17 protein-coding genes are annotated in these 18,677 nt (G+C 65.7%); 8 read left to right on the top strand and 9 right to left on the bottom strand.

What is annotated here, in order from left to right:
• Positions 1 to 7 precede the first annotated feature (7 nt).
• The 4 genes from N5D91_RS03890 (at position 8) to N5D91_RS03875 (ending at position 3,869) form a co-directional block, all read left to right on the top strand.
• Complete coding sequence (locus N5D91_RS03890) at positions 8 to 1,030, top strand: fimbrial protein (RefSeq protein WP_180853893.1); 1,023 nt, start codon at positions 8 to 10, stop codon at positions 1,028 to 1,030.
• 25 nt (positions 1,031 to 1,055) lie between these two features.
• Positions 1,056 to 1,856, top strand: coding sequence for a molecular chaperone (locus tag N5D91_RS03885; protein ID WP_180853892.1), 801 nt, complete (start codon positions 1,056 to 1,058; stop codon positions 1,854 to 1,856).
• Between the two features lie 135 nt (positions 1,857 to 1,991).
• Positions 1,992 to 3,002 (top strand): fimbrial protein, encoded by a 1,011-nt coding sequence (locus N5D91_RS03880; RefSeq protein WP_180853891.1) that lies wholly within the window; start codon positions 1,992 to 1,994, stop codon positions 3,000 to 3,002.
• Positions 3,003 to 3,503: 501 nt separating this feature from the next.
• Entirely contained in the window at positions 3,504 to 3,869 is a 366-nt protein-coding gene (locus tag N5D91_RS03875; protein ID WP_180853890.1) for a hypothetical protein, read from the top strand.
• A gap of 130 nt (positions 3,870 to 3,999) precedes the next feature.
• On the opposite strand, the gene N5D91_RS03870 is transcribed toward N5D91_RS03875, so the two are convergent.
• Positions 4,000 to 6,195: a TonB-dependent siderophore receptor gene (locus tag N5D91_RS03870; protein ID WP_180853889.1), complete on the bottom strand. Its 2,196-nt coding sequence runs from the start codon at positions 6,193 to 6,195 to the stop codon at positions 4,000 to 4,002.
• 239 nt (positions 6,196 to 6,434) lie between these two features.
• Between N5D91_RS03870 and N5D91_RS03865 the strand changes: the two genes are divergently transcribed.
• The 3 genes from N5D91_RS03865 to N5D91_RS03855 all read left to right on the top strand — a co-directional run bounded on the left by N5D91_RS03865 (position 6,435) and on the right by N5D91_RS03855 (position 9,066).
• The gene (locus tag N5D91_RS03865; protein WP_180853888.1) at positions 6,435 to 7,028 is read left to right on the top strand and encodes a TetR/AcrR family transcriptional regulator; all 594 of its coding nucleotides are present in this window, start codon (positions 6,435 to 6,437) and stop codon (positions 7,026 to 7,028) included.
• Between the two features lie 45 nt (positions 7,029 to 7,073).
• Complete coding sequence (locus N5D91_RS03860; protein WP_258011482.1) at positions 7,074 to 8,186, top strand: crosslink repair DNA glycosylase YcaQ family protein; 1,113 nt, start codon at positions 7,074 to 7,076, stop codon at positions 8,184 to 8,186.
• Positions 8,187 to 8,409: 223 nt separating this feature from the next.
• Positions 8,410 to 9,066, top strand: a complete 657-nt coding sequence (locus N5D91_RS03855; protein ID WP_180853887.1) for an alanyl-tRNA editing protein — start codon at positions 8,410 to 8,412, stop codon at positions 9,064 to 9,066.
• Positions 9,067 to 9,139: 73 nt separating this feature from the next.
• Here N5D91_RS03855 and N5D91_RS03850 read toward each other — a convergent pair whose 3' ends face one another.
• The 5 genes from N5D91_RS03850 to N5D91_RS03830 form a co-directional block, all read right to left on the bottom strand.
• The gene (locus tag N5D91_RS03850; RefSeq protein WP_180853886.1) at positions 9,140 to 9,418 is read right to left on the bottom strand and encodes a DUF3325 domain-containing protein; all 279 of its coding nucleotides are present in this window, start codon (positions 9,416 to 9,418) and stop codon (positions 9,140 to 9,142) included.
• On the bottom strand, positions 9,415 to 11,025 hold the full coding sequence (locus tag N5D91_RS03845; RefSeq protein ID WP_180853885.1) for a PepSY-associated TM helix domain-containing protein: 1,611 nt from the start codon (positions 11,023 to 11,025) through the stop codon (positions 9,415 to 9,417). The genes N5D91_RS03850 and N5D91_RS03845 overlap by 4 nt, the downstream gene beginning before the upstream one ends.
• Positions 11,022 to 11,321, bottom strand: coding sequence for a DUF3649 domain-containing protein (locus N5D91_RS03840; protein WP_180853884.1), 300 nt, complete (start codon positions 11,319 to 11,321; stop codon positions 11,022 to 11,024). Before N5D91_RS03840 ends, N5D91_RS03845 begins: the two co-directional genes overlap by 4 nt.
• A gap of 52 nt (positions 11,322 to 11,373) precedes the next feature.
• Complete coding sequence (locus N5D91_RS03835) at positions 11,374 to 13,551, bottom strand: TonB-dependent siderophore receptor (RefSeq protein ID WP_180853883.1); 2,178 nt, start codon at positions 13,549 to 13,551, stop codon at positions 11,374 to 11,376.
• A 195-nt stretch (positions 13,552 to 13,746) separates the two neighbouring features.
• Positions 13,747 to 14,583, bottom strand: a complete 837-nt coding sequence (locus N5D91_RS03830; RefSeq protein WP_180853882.1) for an SIP domain-containing protein — start codon at positions 14,581 to 14,583, stop codon at positions 13,747 to 13,749.
• Positions 14,584 to 14,753: 170 nt separating this feature from the next.
• On the opposite strand from N5D91_RS03830, the gene N5D91_RS03825 reads away from it, so the two are divergent.
• The gene (locus N5D91_RS03825; protein WP_180853881.1) at positions 14,754 to 15,368 is read left to right on the top strand and encodes a TetR/AcrR family transcriptional regulator; all 615 of its coding nucleotides are present in this window, start codon (positions 14,754 to 14,756) and stop codon (positions 15,366 to 15,368) included.
• Between the two features lie 393 nt (positions 15,369 to 15,761).
• Here the strand turns inward: N5D91_RS03825 and N5D91_RS03820 are convergent, their stop codons facing one another.
• The 3 genes from N5D91_RS03820 to N5D91_RS03810 all read right to left on the bottom strand — a co-directional run bounded on the left by N5D91_RS03820 (position 15,762) and on the right by N5D91_RS03810 (position 18,674).
• The gene (locus tag N5D91_RS03820; protein ID WP_180853880.1) at positions 15,762 to 16,688 is read right to left on the bottom strand and encodes an ABC transporter six-transmembrane domain-containing protein; all 927 of its coding nucleotides are present in this window, start codon (positions 16,686 to 16,688) and stop codon (positions 15,762 to 15,764) included.
• Between the two features lie 189 nt (positions 16,689 to 16,877).
• Positions 16,878 to 17,954: an ATP-binding protein gene (locus N5D91_RS03815; RefSeq protein ID WP_049421674.1), complete on the bottom strand. Its 1,077-nt coding sequence runs from the start codon at positions 17,952 to 17,954 to the stop codon at positions 16,878 to 16,880.
• Positions 17,955 to 17,957: 3 nt separating this feature from the next.
• Complete coding sequence (locus N5D91_RS03810; RefSeq protein ID WP_121503629.1) at positions 17,958 to 18,674, bottom strand: response regulator; 717 nt, start codon at positions 18,672 to 18,674, stop codon at positions 17,958 to 17,960.
• Between the last annotated feature and the right edge of the window lie 3 nt (positions 18,675 to 18,677).

Here is an 18,677-nt window from a genome sequence, read left to right as displayed (position 1 = left end):
TCAGTCTGTGAAAACGATCAAAAGCAGAATCGCACGACAGGTCGCCGTGGCGATGTGTGGCTTGGCGGCAGTCTCAGTAAGCGGCAGCGCGTTTGCGGTGTGCGTCAAGTGGTCCGACGGGAGTCATGACGTGTACGACGCCGCCGTCACTGCCAATGGCATGGGTGTAGGGCGTCCCGTAAGTTCCTGGCAAGCGCCTTCCGAGGACTACACAGGAGCATGCAGTTCCTCCATGGGCGGTGCTACGATGACGCTGACCGCGTCTGCCAGGGAAGTAGGCACCTATCGTGCAAGCGCGAAGGAGATCTACAGCATTTATGAATCAGGTGTGCCCGGGCTGGGGTACATCGTCAGTTTCCGTGGCTCATATAGAGGGGGGACGTTCGAGGCAGTAAGGAACGGCACTCCGGTGTCGTCTGGCAATCCTCGGAGCGAGGAGACCGCCTATACGGAGCTAAGGGTCAGATACATCAAGGTCGGTGACACGACTGCAGGCGATTATGATACGGCCCCGTTGGTTCTTGGGAATCTGCGGGTGCATGACGGGAGCGGCTCTGCCTACACGGTACCGATGACCATCAACACTGCCCGTATCACCGTTGTTCATCGTCCGGTCTGCTATCCGGAGCCGCTGACGGTGCGCATGGGTAGTGTGGCCAGAACGCTCTTTGACGGGAAATACAGCGCCGGGCCCGCTCGCGCATTTCATGTTGCGATCAACTGCGATAACTTCGTGGGAGATGTCGATTACTATCTTGAAGGGGTGGAGAGCAGCCCCGCAGTCGATGTTGATCGCGGGATCATTGAAGTGAGCGGGGGAGCTGTGGGGGTGGGCCTTCAGATGCTGCGTGATGCCGCAGGTGACCCGCCGATTCCCCTCGAACGGACCTATAATTTCGGTACCAACCGAGGCGGTGGAAGGATCAGTCGATACTTCAAGGCGCGGTACGTGCAGACGGTTGACAAGGCAGAAGACATACTGCCGGGAACCGCCAATGCCGCCATGCGAATTGTCATGGATTATCCTTGAGCTGCCTTGACCTCCGATGGGCAGGGTGAAGATTGATTCGCTGTTTACCAGTGAGGGTGCCATGAGTGGAATGGATTGGTTGGTCTGGCGTGTGCCGGCTCGGCGGATCGCCTGCCTGGCTCTACTGTCGCTCAGCGGACTGGTCCCGGTGCGCGCCCAGGTGGCTGTTGACGGTACGCGGGTGATCTTCCCTGCCGGCGCAGGCGAAGTGACCGTTGGCATCCAGAACCGCAGTGAGCAGCCTGCCCTGGTGCAGGCCTGGATCGGCGGCGAAGACGCGAAACTGTCCCCAGAAGCCTCAACGGCCCCCTTTGTCGTAGCGCCGCCGCTACTCCGGCTGGATGCCGGAAAGGACCAGAGGCTGAGGGTGCGCCTGATCCGCGACCGTGCCCCGGATGATGATCGAGAGCACATGTATTGGCTCAACATACTGGCTGCGCCACCCCAATCTGCGGCAGCCGATGATGAGAACCTGTTGCAGGTGGCCATTCGCAGCCGTTTCAAGGTGCTGTATCGACCATCGGCACTGGCCGCGAGCCTTCCTGCGAACTTTGCGGAGCGCATGACATTTGCGATGCGCAGAAGCGTTTCAGGTCTGGAGCTCGTGATCAGTAACCCCACCCCTTATCACTTCAATCTGGGGCAGCTGGCGGTGGCATTGGACGGGAAGCTGCTGCCCCTCGACAATCCGTATGTGGCGCCATTCTCCGAGAGGTCCGTGCCTTTACCGGCTGAGGCGGCCAACGGCGTCAGCAGCGTGAAATTCGCCTGGCTCGATGACAACGGGCAGCTGCAGGCCGGAAGTCGGCAGTTGGAATCCCCATGACGTAGCTGCCAGCCCCAAGGGCTGGCGTTAGGCACTGATCTTCTACATGATGCCCTCTACACACCACTGAGCCCGTGGCTTAGGTAGCCCGGTTATGTTGGGATTCCTGGCTGACTGCTGCAAGAGAGAGCCCGCATGAGAAAGTTGGAACTGCGTGGAATGAGGCGCTGGACCGCAGCCATGTGGATGGCCGGTCTCGGGCTGGCTTTCTCCGGCTCCGCTTGGGCGCGCTGCGACAGATTCAGTGACGTACTGAGCGAAGTTGCGTCGACCACCCTGGTTACCAACGGTACCAGCAACGGCCGTCCTGTTTCCCCGTGGCTGCCTGAGCATACGGATGATCGCTACACAGCCGGTTGCACATGGGGTGGTAGCATCCTCTTCTTCGGCGATCGCGATCAGATTGGCAGCTATTCTGAAAATGGACTCGCCTACAGCGTTTACGAGTCGGGTGTGGCTGGGCTGGGCATGATTTTCGCCGTGCGCTCACGTGACGATGGGGGGCCGTTTGTGCCGATCCATGCTGACCGTTCGAGCACTATCAACTTTCGGGAGCAATGGATGTTTCCGCAGGTGCGTGCGCGCTTCATCCTGATGGCGGATATCGCTGCCGGAACCCATACAACGCGCGCTTTTGAATTCGGCAGCGGATTGTACAGCGACTCGACAACCATCAAAGCGACGGTCAATTATTCGGTTTCCGGCACGACAGTTACGGTTGTCCACCGGCCACTGTGCAGGCCTCAGCCTGTTGTTGTTCGAATGGGGAGCGTACCGGCGACAGATTTCCGCGGCCAGTACAGTGGAAGTCGTAGTCGGAGCTTTCAAATCCAGCTGGATTGCCAGAGCGGAGTGGGGGAGGTGCGCTACTACCTGGATGCGACCGACACAAGCCCGGTTGTGGATGTGGATCGAGGTATCGTGGCTGTCACCGGGGGCGCGGCAGGTGTTGGGCTGCAGATGCTCCAAAGTGATAGCGGGATGCCAATTGCACTTGGGAAGGTCCATCCGTTTGGCACAAGCACGGATGCCGGGCAAATCAGCAAGCAGTTCCATGCGCGGTACGTGCAGACGGCCGAGGAAAGCAAGGACGTTCAGCCCGGGGGGGCCAACGCGTCCATTCGGATTGTAATGGACTACCCCTGACACCGGCCCAGGTAGACAGAAGGCATGAGTGCGTTGTCGCTGTCGAACCGTAGGGGGCCTCAGATGGCGCGAACTGCTTATCACGCAAGCGGCCCCGCCCCCAAGATCGGCGGCCCCCAGTGGGGACTTTAAGTCACTGAAAACAGGCATTTTCGCCGGTTCAGCAGTGTGCGACAATGCCGCCCGCTGCAAAGATGTCTCCGTCTGAACCCCGCGCTGGCTTTGCTTCTGCCGCGCAGGTGTGTACATGATGGAGTGCCACCGGAAAAGGGTGGCCGGGCCTGGAAACCCGTAGTGACTGTAGGAATACGCTTGCCAGCCGGCGCCGCCTTGTACGGCGCCGGCTGGCAATCCGTCTGCGCGTTATGGCGGGGCGGTGCGTGGGGGTGCGTGCAAGCGCACCCGCCGGCAATGACTACAGTCCTCCGGTTTCCAGCCATGTGCCGTCCCGCCGCCTTTGTTAAGGCGGCTGGCTCCCCATGTCTTACACGGAGACCTGCCATGAACGCATCAGATATTCCCCCTCTGCGCGCCCAGTACGCCCCGGCCAATGCCGAAGAGGCCGAGGCCGCAAAGCCTGATCCCAACAGCCTGATCAACCTGCTGCATCAGATTGGCCGCGGTGCCGCGGCTGACGGCCAGCCCTGGCCCGAGCGCCATCAACTGCCCGGCCGATGCCTGGCGCTGGCTGACACCGATGGCGCGTTGGCTGGCCTGCGCGTCGTGAACGAGATCCTGCTGGCCGCCGAGCGCGCCCGGCAGAACGGTGGTCCGGAGCATTACGTGGGCGACCGCGTGATGGAGGGCTTGAAGCTGGCCGCGTTGGCGTTGACGAACCAGGCTATTTATCGCCTGCATCCGGAGTAAAGGCACGCAACGTGTCTGCGGCCTTCAGGCTTTCTGTAGAGTCGAGCCATGCTCGACTCATCGGGGGAATCGGAGTCGAGCATGGCTCGACTCTACAGGTGAGGCATGTCTGGCGCGGAGGCCGCTCGGCTCAGAAATCCATCGTGGCTGACAACAGCACCGTCCTCGGTGCGCCCAGCGCTAGGCTGGACAACAACGGCATGCCCCAATACGCCTTGTTGGTCACGTTGTTCACGCTGGCGCACAGGGCGAGCGGTCGGCCCGCCATCGTGGTGCTGTAACGCGCACCCACATCAAACAACGTGCGCCCCGGCACCGACAGACTGTTGTCGGCACTGATGTATTGCTTCGACATCGCCGTGGCATTGCCGGTCAGGGTCAAACCCTCCAGCGCAGGCACATCCCATTCAACGCCCAGCTTCGCCTGCCGCTGCGCAACGGCGGTAGCGATGCGGCCTTCATTCACGCCACCTGCCGTGCGGGTCAGCTTCGGTTGCACGTAGGCCACGCCGCCCAACAGGCGCACGCCATCCAGCGGTGAGCCGAAGAAGCCCCATTCCACGCCACGGTTCCGCTGTTCGCCACCGAACGAGAAGATATTCGTGACTGGGTCGGTGTAGCTGCTTGGGCGCTTGATCTCGTACACGCTGAAGGTGTGCGCGAAGCTGCCCAGATCCAGTTTCAGGCCAAGCTCCTTCTGCTTGGTGCGGAACGGTGCGAACACATCGCCGGCGTTGGCGGCGGTCATCGGCGCGGTGGCGCCCTGGCTGAGGCCTTCGATGTAGTTGGTGTAGATCGAAAGCTTATCGGTGGCCTTCACCAGCAACGCGGCGGCCGGGGTGGTGGCGCTCTCGTCATAGCGCGAGGTGCGCGCACCGCTGGCCACGTTGAAGGTCTCGCTGACCACCTGCTGGCGACGCACGCCAACGGTCAGCTGCACGCGGTCATCGGCGAAGGACACGGTGTCGGCGAAGCCGATGCTGTCCAGCCGCAGTTCGGTGTGCGAGATATGCGGTGCCACGAACGGCGCGGCCGGGCCCCACACCGGGTTGTACAGGTTCGTGGTCCAGTCCCAGCCCGGCACGCTGCGGCGGCCGTAGTCGTTCTGGGTGTGCTGGTAGTGGGTCACGTTGGCGGCCCACTGATGGCTCACGCTGCCGGTACGGAAGCTGCCGCGCAGCCCGGCGTCACCGGATTGCTTCTTGATGTCGAACGCCAGCTGGCCCATCACCGTGGTGAAGTCACCGGCCGGATTGAGAATCTGCGCACTGATCGAACCGTTGTAGCGGTAGTCGGTCTTGCTGGTGCCATAGGCCAGGTAGGCCATCAGGTGTTCGTTGATGTCCAGCTCGCCACGCAGCATCGCGCCCTTGTCCTGGCTGTCCACATAGGCCCAGTCCGGGTTGATCAGCGTGTCGCCGCGCGGTGGCCGCGGAATCGCCACGCCCGGTGCCAGGCCGACACCACGGGCGGGGCCATCGACGCGGTCGTCGGCGCTGTACAGATCGGCGGAGAGGCGGGCGCGCTCGCCGCGCCAGTCCAACGCCAGCGAACCCAGCTGCACCTTCTTGCTCTGCTTGCCGACAGCACCGTCACCATCACGGTAAGCGCCGTTGAAGCGAATGCCGAACTGTTTGTCGGCACCCAGCCGGCGGCCCACATCCACGTGGGTGCCGAACTGCGCATCGGAGGCGAAGTTGGCGCTGACCCGCAGCAACGGCTGCTCGCCCGCACGCTTGGGCACCAGGTTGACGCTGCCACCGACCGAGCCGCCCGGTGGCATGCCGTTGAGCAGCGCGGAAGGCCCCTTCAAGACATCGATGCGCTCGAACATCTCCGGCGAGGTGCGGTAGTACGGCGCCATGCCGCTGAGGCCGTTGAAGGTGGTATCGCTGGTGCTGGAGGCGAAGCCGCGGATGGCGTAGTTCTCGCTCCAGGCGCCGGTCACGCCGTTGCTGAACACCGTGGGGTCGGTGGCAGCGATGACATCGGTGAGGTCCTTGGCCTGACGGTCGCGGATGAAGGCTTCGGTGTAGCTGACCGTACTGAAGGGCGTGTCCATGAAGTCCTTGTCGCCGAGCAGGCCAACCCGGCTACCGGAAGCCACCTGGCCGCCGGCATAGTCGCCGGTCACCCGGCGCTGTTCCTGCACCTGCACCGAGGGCAGCGTGGACGGCGCGGAGTCGGCCAGCGCGGCAAACGAGGCCAGCAGCCCCAGTGCCAGGGCCGACACCCGGTAGCGCCGGGCCATCGGCGGATGCATCTGCACGCGGGTCGCGGAGGCCGCTGCGGGCTGCAGCGGAGAGGAAAGGTGGTACACGGTCATGCCAGGTTCCTGTGAATCGCAGGTGCGAACGCGCCTGGCGCGCTGCCGACGGCAAGCACGGGGGAGGGCGCAGCGCAGGGTTGTCGGCTGGGTGGGGACCTGGCGGGAAGTGAGCCATGGGCTCGATTGCGGACGGCGGCGGGGTTGCGAACCACACGCATTCCGAATTAGTTGAGTAAATTAAACTAAACCATATGAAGCGGACAAGAGGGTCCCTTTGCTGGCACCCTCGCTACGGTATGAACATGCACCCTGAGATCCCGGCGTCGGCCCGTGGCCGTCCGCCCACCATCACCCCCGATCGCCTGGCCGACATCGGCATCACGCTGGGCCTGCCGAACCTGACCATGGCCAACGTGGCCGCCGAACTGGCGGTGACCCAGGCCGCGCTCTACAAGCGCGTGGCCAACCTGGAGGCCTTGAAGCGGCTGGTGGCCGATACGGTGTTCCAGCGCTGGCAGATTCCGCGAGCCTCGGCCGATGCGCCGGGTGGGCTGCAGGCGTACCTGCTGGGGTTCGTCGATTCGCTGTGCGAGGTGGTGAAAGCACACCCCGGGCTGCCGCCGTACCTGTTGCGCCGTTCGGTGGCGACCGCGCCGATGCTGGACAAGATCGCCTCGCACCAAGCGCATGTGGCCGAGGTGTTCGGCCTGCCGCTGGACAAGGCACGCTGGCTGCTGGCCACGATCGCGTTCTACTGCATTGCCGGTGCGGACACGGTCTACGGGATTGCGGACGATGAAGAGGGCCAGGTGATCACCGAGTTCAAGCAGGGCATGCGTGCGCTGGTGATCGGTTCGCTGGAGGTGTTGAACGAGGATGGCAACTTGTAGAGTCGAGCCATGCTCGACTGCTCTTTCGGATGAATGCAGTCGAGCATGGCTCGACTCTACAATGCGGCCATGCCTGCCACGCCCACCCTCGATGATCTGCGCCGCCATGCGGTGGCGCGTACGCTGTTCAAACCGACTACGCTGCTGACCGCGATCCGGCGCCTGGGCTTCGTGCAGGCCGACCCGATCCGCGCACCGGCACGCGCACAGGACCTGACCCTGCGCCACCGGGTGAAGGACTACCGCGCCGGTGACCTGGAGCGGCGCTATACGCGCCTGCCGGTGGAAGAAGATTGCCTGGTGAACTACGGCTTCCTGCCGCGCGAGCATCTGGCGCTGATGCATCCGCGTGTGTCCAGGCGCGCATGGGATGCCGAGACCCAGCGCCGCGCGGCGGACGTGCTGGCCTTCGTGCGCGAACGTGGCAGCGTGCATCCGCGCGAGGTCGATCAGGCGTTCGCGCATGGCCGGGTGACCAACTACTGGGGCGGCACCAGCAATGCCAGTACGCACCTGCTGGATGGCATGCACTACCGCGGCCTGCTGCGCGTGCAGCGGCGCGACAGCGGCACCCGCATCTACGCGGTGGCCGAGCACGCTGAAGCCGATGCCAGCGAGCAGGCGCAGATCGAACGCGCCGCCGCCTTGATCGATGTGGTGGTACGCAAGTACGCGCCACTGCCATCGGCCAGCCTGACCTACCTGGTGCGCCTGCTGGGCTACGGCGCACCACATCTGGCCGAACAGACCCGGCAGGCGTTGAAGCTGGCCAAACAGCAGCTGGCCAGCTGCACGCTGGACGGCACCACCTGGTACTGGCCGGCGGATGAGAACCCGCGCTCGCGCCGGCATGCGCCGGACGACCAGGTGCGGCTGCTGGCCCCGTTCGACCCGGTGGTGTGGGACCGACGCCGCTTCGAGCTGCTGTGGGACTGGGTCTACAAGTTCGAGGCCTACACGCCTGCGCCGAAGCGGCAATACGGCTACTACGCGCTGCCGGTGCTGTGGCACGACCAGGTGGTGGGTTGGGCCAATCTCAGTGCGCGCGACGGTGAACTGGCGTCCAGCGTGGGCTACGCCGGCAAGTCACTGGCCCGCGACAAGGTGTTTCGTGGTGCGCTTGAAGACGAACTGCAGCGCATGGCGGAGTTCCTGTAGAGCCGAGCCATGCTCGGCTGTTCGAAGCAACGTTCATCGCGCCCGGTAGTCGCCAACCTTGGTTGGCGCTGGCTTCCGCCGGTGGTCAGCAAGGTGGGCATCTACCAGAGCTGAAGCCGCCGATGGTTTGCCGCCATGTCGATCATCACGCACGGGCATTCACGCTCCCGCCAACGCGTTCGTACGCCCGCACCGTGCTAGCGTCCATGGATTGGAGGTCACGATGACGATCAAGGCATTCTGGGACGATCCCTATCGGCTGCGCCATGAGGCGCGGGTCAGTGCTGTCTCGGGTGATGAGATCTGGCTGGATGAAACCATTTTCTTCGCGTTCTCCGGTGGCCAGGAGAGCGACGCTGGGTCCATTGGGGGCCATCCGGTGCTGGAGGCCCGCAAGGACGGCCTGGATATTGCCTATCGATTGCCCGAAGGGCACGACCTGGCTGCAGGCGATGCGGTTGCGGTCGAGATTGATGGCCTGCGCCGCTATGGCCTGATGCGCCACCATTTCGCGGCAGAGATGATCCTGCAGCTGGTGTATGCGTTGGAGCCGGGCATCGACAAGGTCGGCGCGCATATCGGCCCGGCCAAGGCTCGCATCGATTTCGCACGGAATGGCAGCATCTCGGCGTTGTTTGACGCGCTGCAGGCCCGGTCCGCAGCCCTGGTTGCGGCCGACATGCCCATCATCACTGCCTTTTCCGATGAGGCCAACCACCGTCGCTACTGGCAGGTGGAGGGGTTCGCGCAGATGGGCTGCGGCGGTACCCATCCTCGCCGTACCGGAGAGATCGGCACGCTCTCGCTGAAGCGGAAGAACCAGGGCAAGGGCGTGGAGCGCATCGAGATCACCCTCGACGCCCGGCCGTTCCCGGCATAGCGCGATACGTTGCCCGGGTAGCCGCCAACCTTGGTTGGCATCGCAAAGTGTCGGTGCCCACCAAGGTGGGCATCTACCGGTTCCACCGCCCATGCACCACCATCGCCAGCACCACCACGCCAGCGGCAACGCTGGTGTGACCGGACAGCGCGGCCAGACCAGAACCCACGCCCAACCCGCGCATGGCAAACACGGTACTGAACACCAGCAGTGCCCAGCCAATCGCGCGCAGCTGCTGGGTTGCCTGCGCGCTCAGCACACGATGCAACACGTCCCGCTGATGGCGTTCCATCCCCAGTGCCAGGCAGGCGAACGCGGCCAGCGACAACACGAACAGAATGACGTGGATCATGCGCTGGCCTCCGGTGCCGCAGTGCGTGACGCGGCAGACGGCCGTGCGCGCTTCACCTTCGGCGCATGCCGCCAGGTGCGCCAGGCCAGCAGCGTGTGCAGGGCGGCCAATGCCAGCAGGGTCAGGTCGGTGCCGGCAAACGCCCAATCGCCCGCGGCCAGCGTGCGCCACAGCGGATGCAGCGTGGTCACTGCAGTCAGCACCGGCAGCAGCGCCAGCAGCAACGCCGCCAGCAGGAACTGTTCGATCCATGCACGCTTCGGTGTGCGCAGCGTGGCGTGCACGAACATGGCCGCCCAGGCCAGGAAGAACACATGCACCTCCCACGCCGCGCGCCCGTCCATGGTGATGGGCAGCAGGCGGTTCGCCCACAGGTAGGCCGCCATCGCCACCGACAGGCCGGCGACGGTGGCGATGTTGAGCCGCTCGACCAGGCGGAAGCCGAAGTAGGGTCGCTGCGGATCAGGCAGCTGCGCGCGGCGCTTGACCGTCCACAGCACCAGCCCGGTGCCGACCATGGCGGTGCCGGCCAGGCTGACGATGAAGTACAGCCAGCGCAGAGCGGCATCGGCGAAGCGGCCCAGGTGCAGGCCATACAGCACGCCCTGGGTATCGGCGGCAACGCCCGAGTGTTCCTTGATCTGCAGCAGCTGCCCACCGCTGCCGTCGAACAGCAGATAGTTCGGGGTGGTCGAAACGCGGCTGGACTGCGCACGCACCACGGCCACGCGAGCGTTCTCGTCGCCCGGGTTCTGCACCTGCACGCTGCCCACCGCGCCGGCTCCCCAACGCTGCTCGGCCTGCTGCACCAGTGCACCGACGTTGGTGAGCGGAGCAGGGTGGCCGGCGGCCTTCTGCGGCGGCAGGAACAGGCGCATCTCGCTGACCACCTCGGCCTGCTGACGCTTGTCCGGCAGTTTGGCCAGGCCCCACGGCATGTACAGCACCGCCAGCATCACCAGGCCGCTCCAGGTGATCATGAAATGGAAAGGCAGCCCGAGCACCGACAGCGCCGCGTGACCGTCCAGCCAGGAGCGCTGGCCCTTGCCCCAGCGGAAGGTGAAGAAGTCGGCGAAGATCTTCTTGTGGGTGATCACGCCGCTGACGATGGCCACCAGCATGAACATCGCACACAGGCCGACGATCCAGCGGCCCCACATCGCCGGCATGTAGTGCAGGTTGAAGTGGAAGGCGTAGAAGAAGTCGCCGCCGCCGGTGTCGCGTGCCTGCAGCGGCGCGCCGGTGCTGGCATCGAACAGGCCCGAGTCGAAGCCATGCCGGCCACGCCCGCCCGGACTGGCCCACATCGCCGACACCCACGGCATGCGCGTGCTCGGCAGGCTCAGGTTGATCTGGCTGGCCGCAGGCGTGTCGGCCATGATCGCCGTGACGGTACGCTGCGCGACCGTAGCGGCGTCCGGCAACATGGACGGTGTGGCGATTTCCGGACGGGTGTAGCGCGAGAGCTCGTCGCGGAAGTAGCTGGCGGTGCCGGTGAGGAACATCGCGTACAGGATCCAGCCGGCCAGCAGCCCCACCCAGATATGCAGGTCGGACATGGTCTGGCGGATGCCGCGTGGCTTGGGGCTGCGATCGACCGTGCTCATGCAGCGCCTCCGTTGCCGACCGTCTGTGCGATCAACCACAGGGGCAACGCGACGAGGAGCAGGCCCAGCCACGCGCGCCACGCCGAGCGCACCGCGAACACCCAGACCACGGCGCCGGCGTACAGCAGGAAGCTGGCCAGCATGCCGGTGAACACGGCCTGGCGACCATCGATGGGCAGCGCCAGTGCCGCGATGCTGCACAGTGCGGCCAGCACATAGCCGCCGAACAAGGCGGCGATGATGCGTGAGACCAGGGGCAGCCAGGCCAGCACGGAAGGGGTACGGGAAACGGTCAAAGCACTTCTCCAGGGCACCACGCGCAATGGCGTGGCGCCCGTGCATCAGGCATCAGAAATCGACGGTGGCCGACAGCAGGGCGGTGCGTGGCGTACCCAGCCCGGAGCCGAGGCTGCCCGCCCAGTACGCCTTGTTGGTCAGGTTCTGCACGGTGGCGCGCAGCACGAGCGGATGGCCGGCCGCTTGCGTCGCATAGCGGGCACCGAGGTCGAACACGGTGCGGCCGGTCACCCACTGGCTGTTGTCGGCGTTGATATAGCCCTTGGACATACTGACCGCATTGCCGGTGAGGGTGAGGCCGGCCACGGTCGGCACATCCCATTCCACGCCCAGCTTGCCCTGCCACTGCGGTGTGGCCGTCGCCAACCGGCCTTCATTGATACCGCCCTGGGTACGGGTCAGCTTCGGCTGCAGCCAGCCGATGCCGCCCAGCACGCGCAGCTGTTCGGTGGCCTGGCCGAACACGGTCCATTCCACGCCCCGGTTGCGCTGCTGGCCGCCGAACGAGAACACGTTGGTCGCCGGGTCGGTGTAGGAGCTGGGCTTTTCGATCTCGTACACGCTCAATGCGCTGGCCAAGCGGCCGAAGTCGAATTTGGCACCGACCTCGCGCTGGCGGGTCTTGAACGGCGGGAACACGTCGCCCGCGTTGGCGGCGGTGGCCGGGGCGGTGCTGCCCTGGCTCAGGCCTTCGATGTAGTTGGCATACAGTGACAGGCGGTCGCTGGCCTTGAACAGCAGTGCACCGGCCGGTGTGTTGGCGCTGGCGTCGTAGCGCGCGGTGCGCTTGCCGGTGCCGCCATCGAAGGTGTCGCTGAGCACGGTCTGGTGACGGATGCCCAGGGTCAGCTGCACACGATCATCGATGAAGGACAGCGTATCGGCGATGCCGAAGCTGGTGGTGCGCACTTCCGCAGTCTTTGGCAGCGACGCATCACTGAAGCTGCGGTCGATGGCAGGGCCCCACTGCGGGTTGTAGATATTGGTTACCCAATCGCGGGCCAGCAGGTTGCGCTTGAAGCCGAACTTCTGGTCGTGCTGGTACCAGGCCGCACTGATCGCCAGCGCATGATCGACCGCGCCGGTGCGGAAACGCGCCGACAATCCGGCTTCGGCGGTGTCCTTGCTGTAGATGAAGCGCTGGTGGGCGAAGTTGTTGCGGAAGTCGCCGGCCGCGTTGGTGATCAGCGTGGTGGCACTGGCGATGGAGTCGAAGTCGGTGTGGCCGTGGCCGTAGCTGGCATGCGCCTGCAGGTGGTCATTGATGTCGAACGACCAGCGCAGCGCGGCGGCCGAGTCCTTGACGGTGCTGAAGGTCCAGTCCGGTGCGAACAGGGTGCTGGCTTTCGGCGGGCGGGGCACGACCAGGCCGGGCGCCAGCGAGACGCCACGGTTGAGGCCATCCACATGGTCGCGGCTGCTGAACAGGTCCAGCGACACCTGCGAGCGCTCACCACGCCAGTCCAGGCCGAGCGATGCGAGCTGCGTCTTGTGCTGCTGGTGGTTGGTGGCGGTGTCGCCGTCGCGGTGCACGGCATTGAGGCGCACGCCGAACTGCTTGTCCGCGCCGAAGCGGCGGCCGACATCCAGGTGGCCGCCCCACTGCGCGTCGCTACCGTAGCTGGCGGTGAAGCGGGTCAGCGGCGTGTCGCCTGCACGCTTGGGTACCACGTTCACCGCACCGCCCACCGAGCCACCGGGCGGCATGCCGTTGAGCAGCGCGGACGGGCCCTTCAGCACTTCGATGCTCTCGGCCAGTTCCGGGGTGACGCGGTAGTAGGGGATCAGCCCGTACAGGCCACCAAAGCCGATATCCGACGAGGCGACACCGAAACCGCGGATGTTGAAGTAGTCGGTGATGCCACCGCTGGAGCCACTGCTGTAGACGCTGGGGTCGGTCAGTGCGATGACCCGCACCAGGTCCGGCGCCTGGATGTTGTCGATGAAGTCGGCGGTGTAGCGGGTGGTGTTGAACGGCGTGTCCATGAAGTCGAGCTCGCCGAGCAGGCCGACGCCGCTGCCGCGCGTGACCTGGCCACCCGCATAGGCATCGGTGGGTGCGGTCTTGTCGGCGCGCACGTTCACTGTGGGCAACTGGCGGGCGCCATCGGGTGCATCGTTGGCGTGCGCGGCGATGGCGATCAACAGGGTGGGCAGCAACGCTGCACGGGCGGCCAGGGACAGCGCCGAGCGGCGTGGGAGGGGCAGGGGTCGCAGGGGGAGGGACATGGCGGTTCTCGTGTGGTGGGTCGTGCGATCGGCCAGCACGGCGCCGTCTGTGACCTGCAGGGGCAGGACGACGCGGGCTGTGGAATGGCTGGCAGAGGGCACGGCGCTGCCGCTGTGGCAGTGCTGCACGCGAGGTGCGTGGGCGATCTGTGGCTGGGTGGAACGAAGCGCGTGGCGCGGATGCTGCGGGGTGGATCAGATATCGTCGGCGAGGTCGTCGAGGTCCTGCAGGCCACCGCCGCGTGCCAGCACGCGCTCGTAGTTGCGGCGGCGACGCTGGTCGGTCTCGGTGGTGGTCTCGCCACGTTTCCAGTAGCCGGCCACGGCAACGTCGCTGCGTGGCAGGCCGACCGTTTCGATGAAGTGGCGGCGCAGGGCGCGCATTTCCTCGCGCTCGCCAGCCGCCCAGACCGTGCTGCCGTGTTCCGGCCGCAGTTGGCGCGCTTGCTGCAGCAACGGCGCGTCACCGGTGGCGAGGCGGTGCACGCGGATACCTTGAATGGCGGGCAGTTCGTCTACCGGAAAAGCATCATCCGAGGCGATCCAGGCCTGCGCATGCAGTCCGGTGGGCCACTGCTGCAGCAGGGCAAACAGGGCAGGAATGGCGCTTTGGTCGGCGAACAGCAGGGCGCAGGTGCCTTCGCGCTGCGGTACCTGCAGATGCGGGCGCGGTCCGCTCAGATCGAAGGCATCACCGGGACGCAGCGCACGTACCCAGGCCAGCATCGGCCCCGGCGCCTCGTGCAGCACAACGTCCAGGGTGAACTGGCGGGTGGCGGTATCCACGCTGCGCACGGTGTAGATCCGTGACACATCGCCGAACGTGGCGCGAAGCTGGATGCGCACGGCGGTGTTGGCAAGCTGCCAGGGCGCGAGTTCTGCATGCTCCGGCAGCTGGACCACGACGCGCAGCAGGCTGACGCACGGCTGTGCAACCGCGACCACCTGGACCTGCAGCGCCTGCAGGCCGCGATCATGGTCGGCGCCGCGCAGCGGCCCGGCCGGGGTGATTGAAGTGGGGGACGCGGACATCGACAACGATCCTGGACACTGCAAATGCGAATTAGTTACATCATAGTAAACTAAATTGATCGCGCCGCAACCGGGGCCTGTCCACGGACTGCAGCGCCGCGTTGACCACGGCGTCGCTGCGGACCACCATGACAGCCCTTGCCCGCGCACCGCGCAGGAACCGTTACCGCATGGCTGCACCGAAAAAGACCGCTGCCCGTGGGCGGCCGCCCAGCATCACCCGGGAGCGCATCGCCGACGCCGGCATTGCCATGACGCTGCCGGGGCTGAGCTTCGTGGGCGTAGCGGCGGCGCTGGGGGTCAGCCACATCGCGCTGTACAAGCATGTGGCGAATCTGGCGGCACTGCGCGAGCTGGTGGCCGAGGCGATCTTCGAGCGTTGGCAGGCACCGCCGCTGGATGCCGCTGGCCGGCGCAGCATCGAGGAGGATCTGCGTGCGTTCCAACGTTCACTGCGGACGCTGGTGGACGGGAATCCGGGCCTGGCGCCGTTCCTGGTCAGCCACGGCGCGAAGACACCGGAGATGCTGGCGCGCATCCAGCGCCACCATGCCGAATTCAGCCGCGTGCATGGCCTGCCGCTGGAGCAGGCGGCGTGGCTGTTGTCCACCGTGGCCTATCACGCCGTGGCGTTGGCCGACACCGTGTACTCGCGGCATGCGGTGGTGGATACCACGCGACGTCCGTTGGATCGGGAGGCACAGGAGGCCGAGTTCGACCGCAGCATGGAGGCGCTGATCATCGGTGCGTTGGCGATGTGCGGGCGCACGGCAGCCTCCGGGTAAGCCCAGTTCCAGGTTGGCGCCGCGATATATCGTTGCCCACCAAGGTGGGCATCTACCGGTCACGCGGCGTCCTTGTGCTCCGTATCATCCATGCCGGGGCTGACGCGGCGGCCGATGTCCTTCCGCGAGGTAGCCGCCAATCCTGGTTGGCACTGTTGCCCCGGTAGTCGCCAACCTTGGTTGGCGCCGCGATACGTCGTTGCCCACCAAGGTGGGCATCTACCGGTCACGCGGCATCCTTGTGCTCCGCATCTTCCATGCCCGGGCTGACTCGCCGGCCGATGTCCTTCCGCGAGGTAGCCGCCAATCCTTGTTGGCACCGTTGCCCCGGTAGTCGCCAACCTTGGTTGGCGCCGCGATGTGTCGTTGCCCACCAAGGTGGGCATCTACCGGTCAAGCGGCATCCTTGCGCTCCGCGTCCTCCATGCCGGGGCTGACGCGGCGGCCGATGTCCTTCAACCGCGCCAGCTGATCCACCATCGACGGTGCATCATCCAGGCTGCCGACGAACGTCCACAGGTAGGTCATCACCGCGTACACATGGCCCGGGGTAACTCCGTCGGTGGTGGCGAGACGGCCGATGGTCAGAGCGAACAACACCGCTGCCGCCGCGCCAACGACCACGAAGGCACCGGCTTCGCGATCGGAGAGCAGGATGCGCAGCCGCGACAGCGTGGTGTAGTGGCGACGCAGCACCGAGGGACTGACCCGGTCGACCAGGCGGATCTCATGTTCCAGCCGGTTGTTCAGGCGTCCATGCAGCTGTTCGTTGCGACGTGCGAACGACGGCAGCAGCAACAATGCACCCAGCAGTGCGACCAGGCTTGCAGCGCCCACCAGCGGTTCGATCGCCAGCAGCATCACCGCCGCACCGAACATCGATACCAGCGCGGTGGCGATGATCGGCACGTGCTTCTCGAAGAAGTCGACGAACTCGCGGGCCAGCACCACGCGTGCGGCCGAGGTGGAGGTGGCGTGGCCCAGCCTGCGCTGCGCCTGCACCACGTTCACCGCCAGGTCGGCATAGATGCGGGTGAAGGTACGGGTATCGACCGCACGGCGGGCAGCACCGACCAGCCAGAACAGCAGTACCACGCCGGCGTAGGAGATGGCGTGGCCGATGTTGCCGCGGATGATCGCATCCACCGCGAAGCCGGCAAACAGCGGATACGCCAGCAGCAGCGCATTTTCCAGCGCCACCAGCGAAAAGGTGCCGGTGAGCTGCCACGGATAGGTTCGCAGGATGGCCTTGAGAGTGGCGGCCGCGTTCTGCTGGCCGATGCTGCCGGCGGCGGCCGCCGGATCGTGCGGGTGTTTCATGGGGATGCCTGGGCGAGGTGGAGGCAGGGCAGGGGGCCGGATACCTGCCGCCTCCCTGGTCACGCCCAGTATCGGCGGCCCTTTGGAGCGGGCATGGAGGGACGATGGAGATTGCGTGGAGGAACCGGCGCCGTTCAGCGATGCGAATGCCCACCAAGGTGGGCCGCTACCAGGGCAGTGTCTACCGCCTCAACGGCGCGCATGCACCGGCCAACGGATCTCGAACGAACTGCCGCCACGTTCGGTGGCCCGGCATAGCGCCGTTCCGTGATGGGCCACGGCAATCGCACGCACCACCGCCAGGCCTAGCCCGGAGCCACCGCTCTGCCGCGAACGCGAGACGTCGGTGCGCTGGAACGCTTCGAAAATGCTGTCACGCAGTTCGTCCGGCACACCGGGGCCGCCATCCTCCACCGCCACCGTGCAATGACCCTGCGCCAGCGTGACGCGCACCCGCAGCGGGCAGGGAATGGCATGGCGACGCGCGTTCTCCAGCAGCGCCAGCACCGCCTGGCGGATGCGCGCCGGATCGCAATCCGCCAGCGATGGGCGCGCGTCCAGCGTTACCGAGAACCCGCTTTCGTTCAGCGCCTCGGACATGGCTTCCACCACCGCGGCCACCTGCACACTGACATCGCTGCGCTGCAGGCGCAGATCCAGGTGGCCACTCTCGGCCAGGCTGACCACGCGCAGGTCCTCGATGATGCGGGTCAGGCCTTCCAGCTGGGTGAGCATGCTGTTGAACTGCTCCGGCCCCGGCTCGAACACGCCTTCGGCGATGCCCTGCAGGCGGCCGCGCAGGATGGTCATCGGCGTGCGCAGTTCATGCGCGATCGCGGCGTTCCAGAACACCCGGTTCTCGGACATCCGGCTCAGCCGCTCTGCCATGGAGTTGAAATCGCTGACCAGCGTGGCCGCTTCGGCCATCGTGGTATCACCACCGCGTGCACGCGCTTCCAGATCGCCACTGGCGACCCGGCGCAGGCTTTCGGCCACCGAATTCAACGGCGTGATGATGCGCCGGGTCAGGCGCGAGGCGACCAGTGTGGCGAAGATGACGACCACGGTAGCGGTCAATCCGATCCACAGCCATTCCAGCCCGGACGGCATGATCGTTTCCGGCTCGTCATACCAGCGCGGGTAGAACACCTCCATCAGGTAATAGAACAGGTAGAAGCCGCTGATCGACAGCACTGTCGAACACAGCGAGGCCACCGTGATGGACAGCGTGATCTGGCGTCCGATGCTCTTGCCTTTGGGATTCATCATTCAGTCCAGGAAGCGGTAGCCGACGCCGCGGATGGTGGCGGGAATGCCGATCACGCCGACATCCTCCAGCTTGCGCCGCAGTTTGCTGACATGGCTGTCGACGGTGCGTTCCTGCGCGTCGCCCTCGGGCAGGCAGGCATGCAGGAGATCGGCCCGCGCATGCACCTGCCGTGGCGCACGCGCCATGTGCACCAGCAGCCGGAACTCGGTGAGGGTGAAGTTCAGTTCGTGCACCTGCTCGCCATGGCGCACGGTCACCTCGTGGCTGCGCAGGTCGATCTCGAAGGGCCCTTGGCGGATCAGTCCGTTGGGCGCTTCGACCACGGTCCGGGAACTCCGGCGCAGCACGGCCTGGATGCGGGCGACGATCTCGGCCGGATTGAATGGCTTGGCCACGTAGTCGTCGGCGCCCACGCGCAGGCCGGTCAGCTTGTCCACGTCCTGGTCGAGCGCAGTGAGCATGATGACCGGGGTGTTGCCGATCCGTCGCAGTTCGCTCAGCACCTGCCAGCCATCCAGTTTTGGCATCTGCACATCCAGCAGCACCAGGTCCGGGCGCAGTTGGCGGTGGCTGGCGAGTGCCGCCTCACCGTCGGCGGCGCGGGCGCTGCGCAGGCCTGAACGGGCCAGGTAAGCACTGAGGATGTCGGCGATTTCGCCCTCATCTTCGGCAATCAGCACCAAGGGTGCCTGTCGGGTACGGAGATCGTGTTTCATCGC

This window comes from Stenotrophomonas sp. GD03794, assembly GCF_029842145.1.
Classification (GTDB): Bacteria; Pseudomonadota; Gammaproteobacteria; order Xanthomonadales; family Xanthomonadaceae; genus Stenotrophomonas; species Stenotrophomonas riyadhensis.
This window is presented reverse-complemented; position numbering and strand designations above follow the sequence as displayed.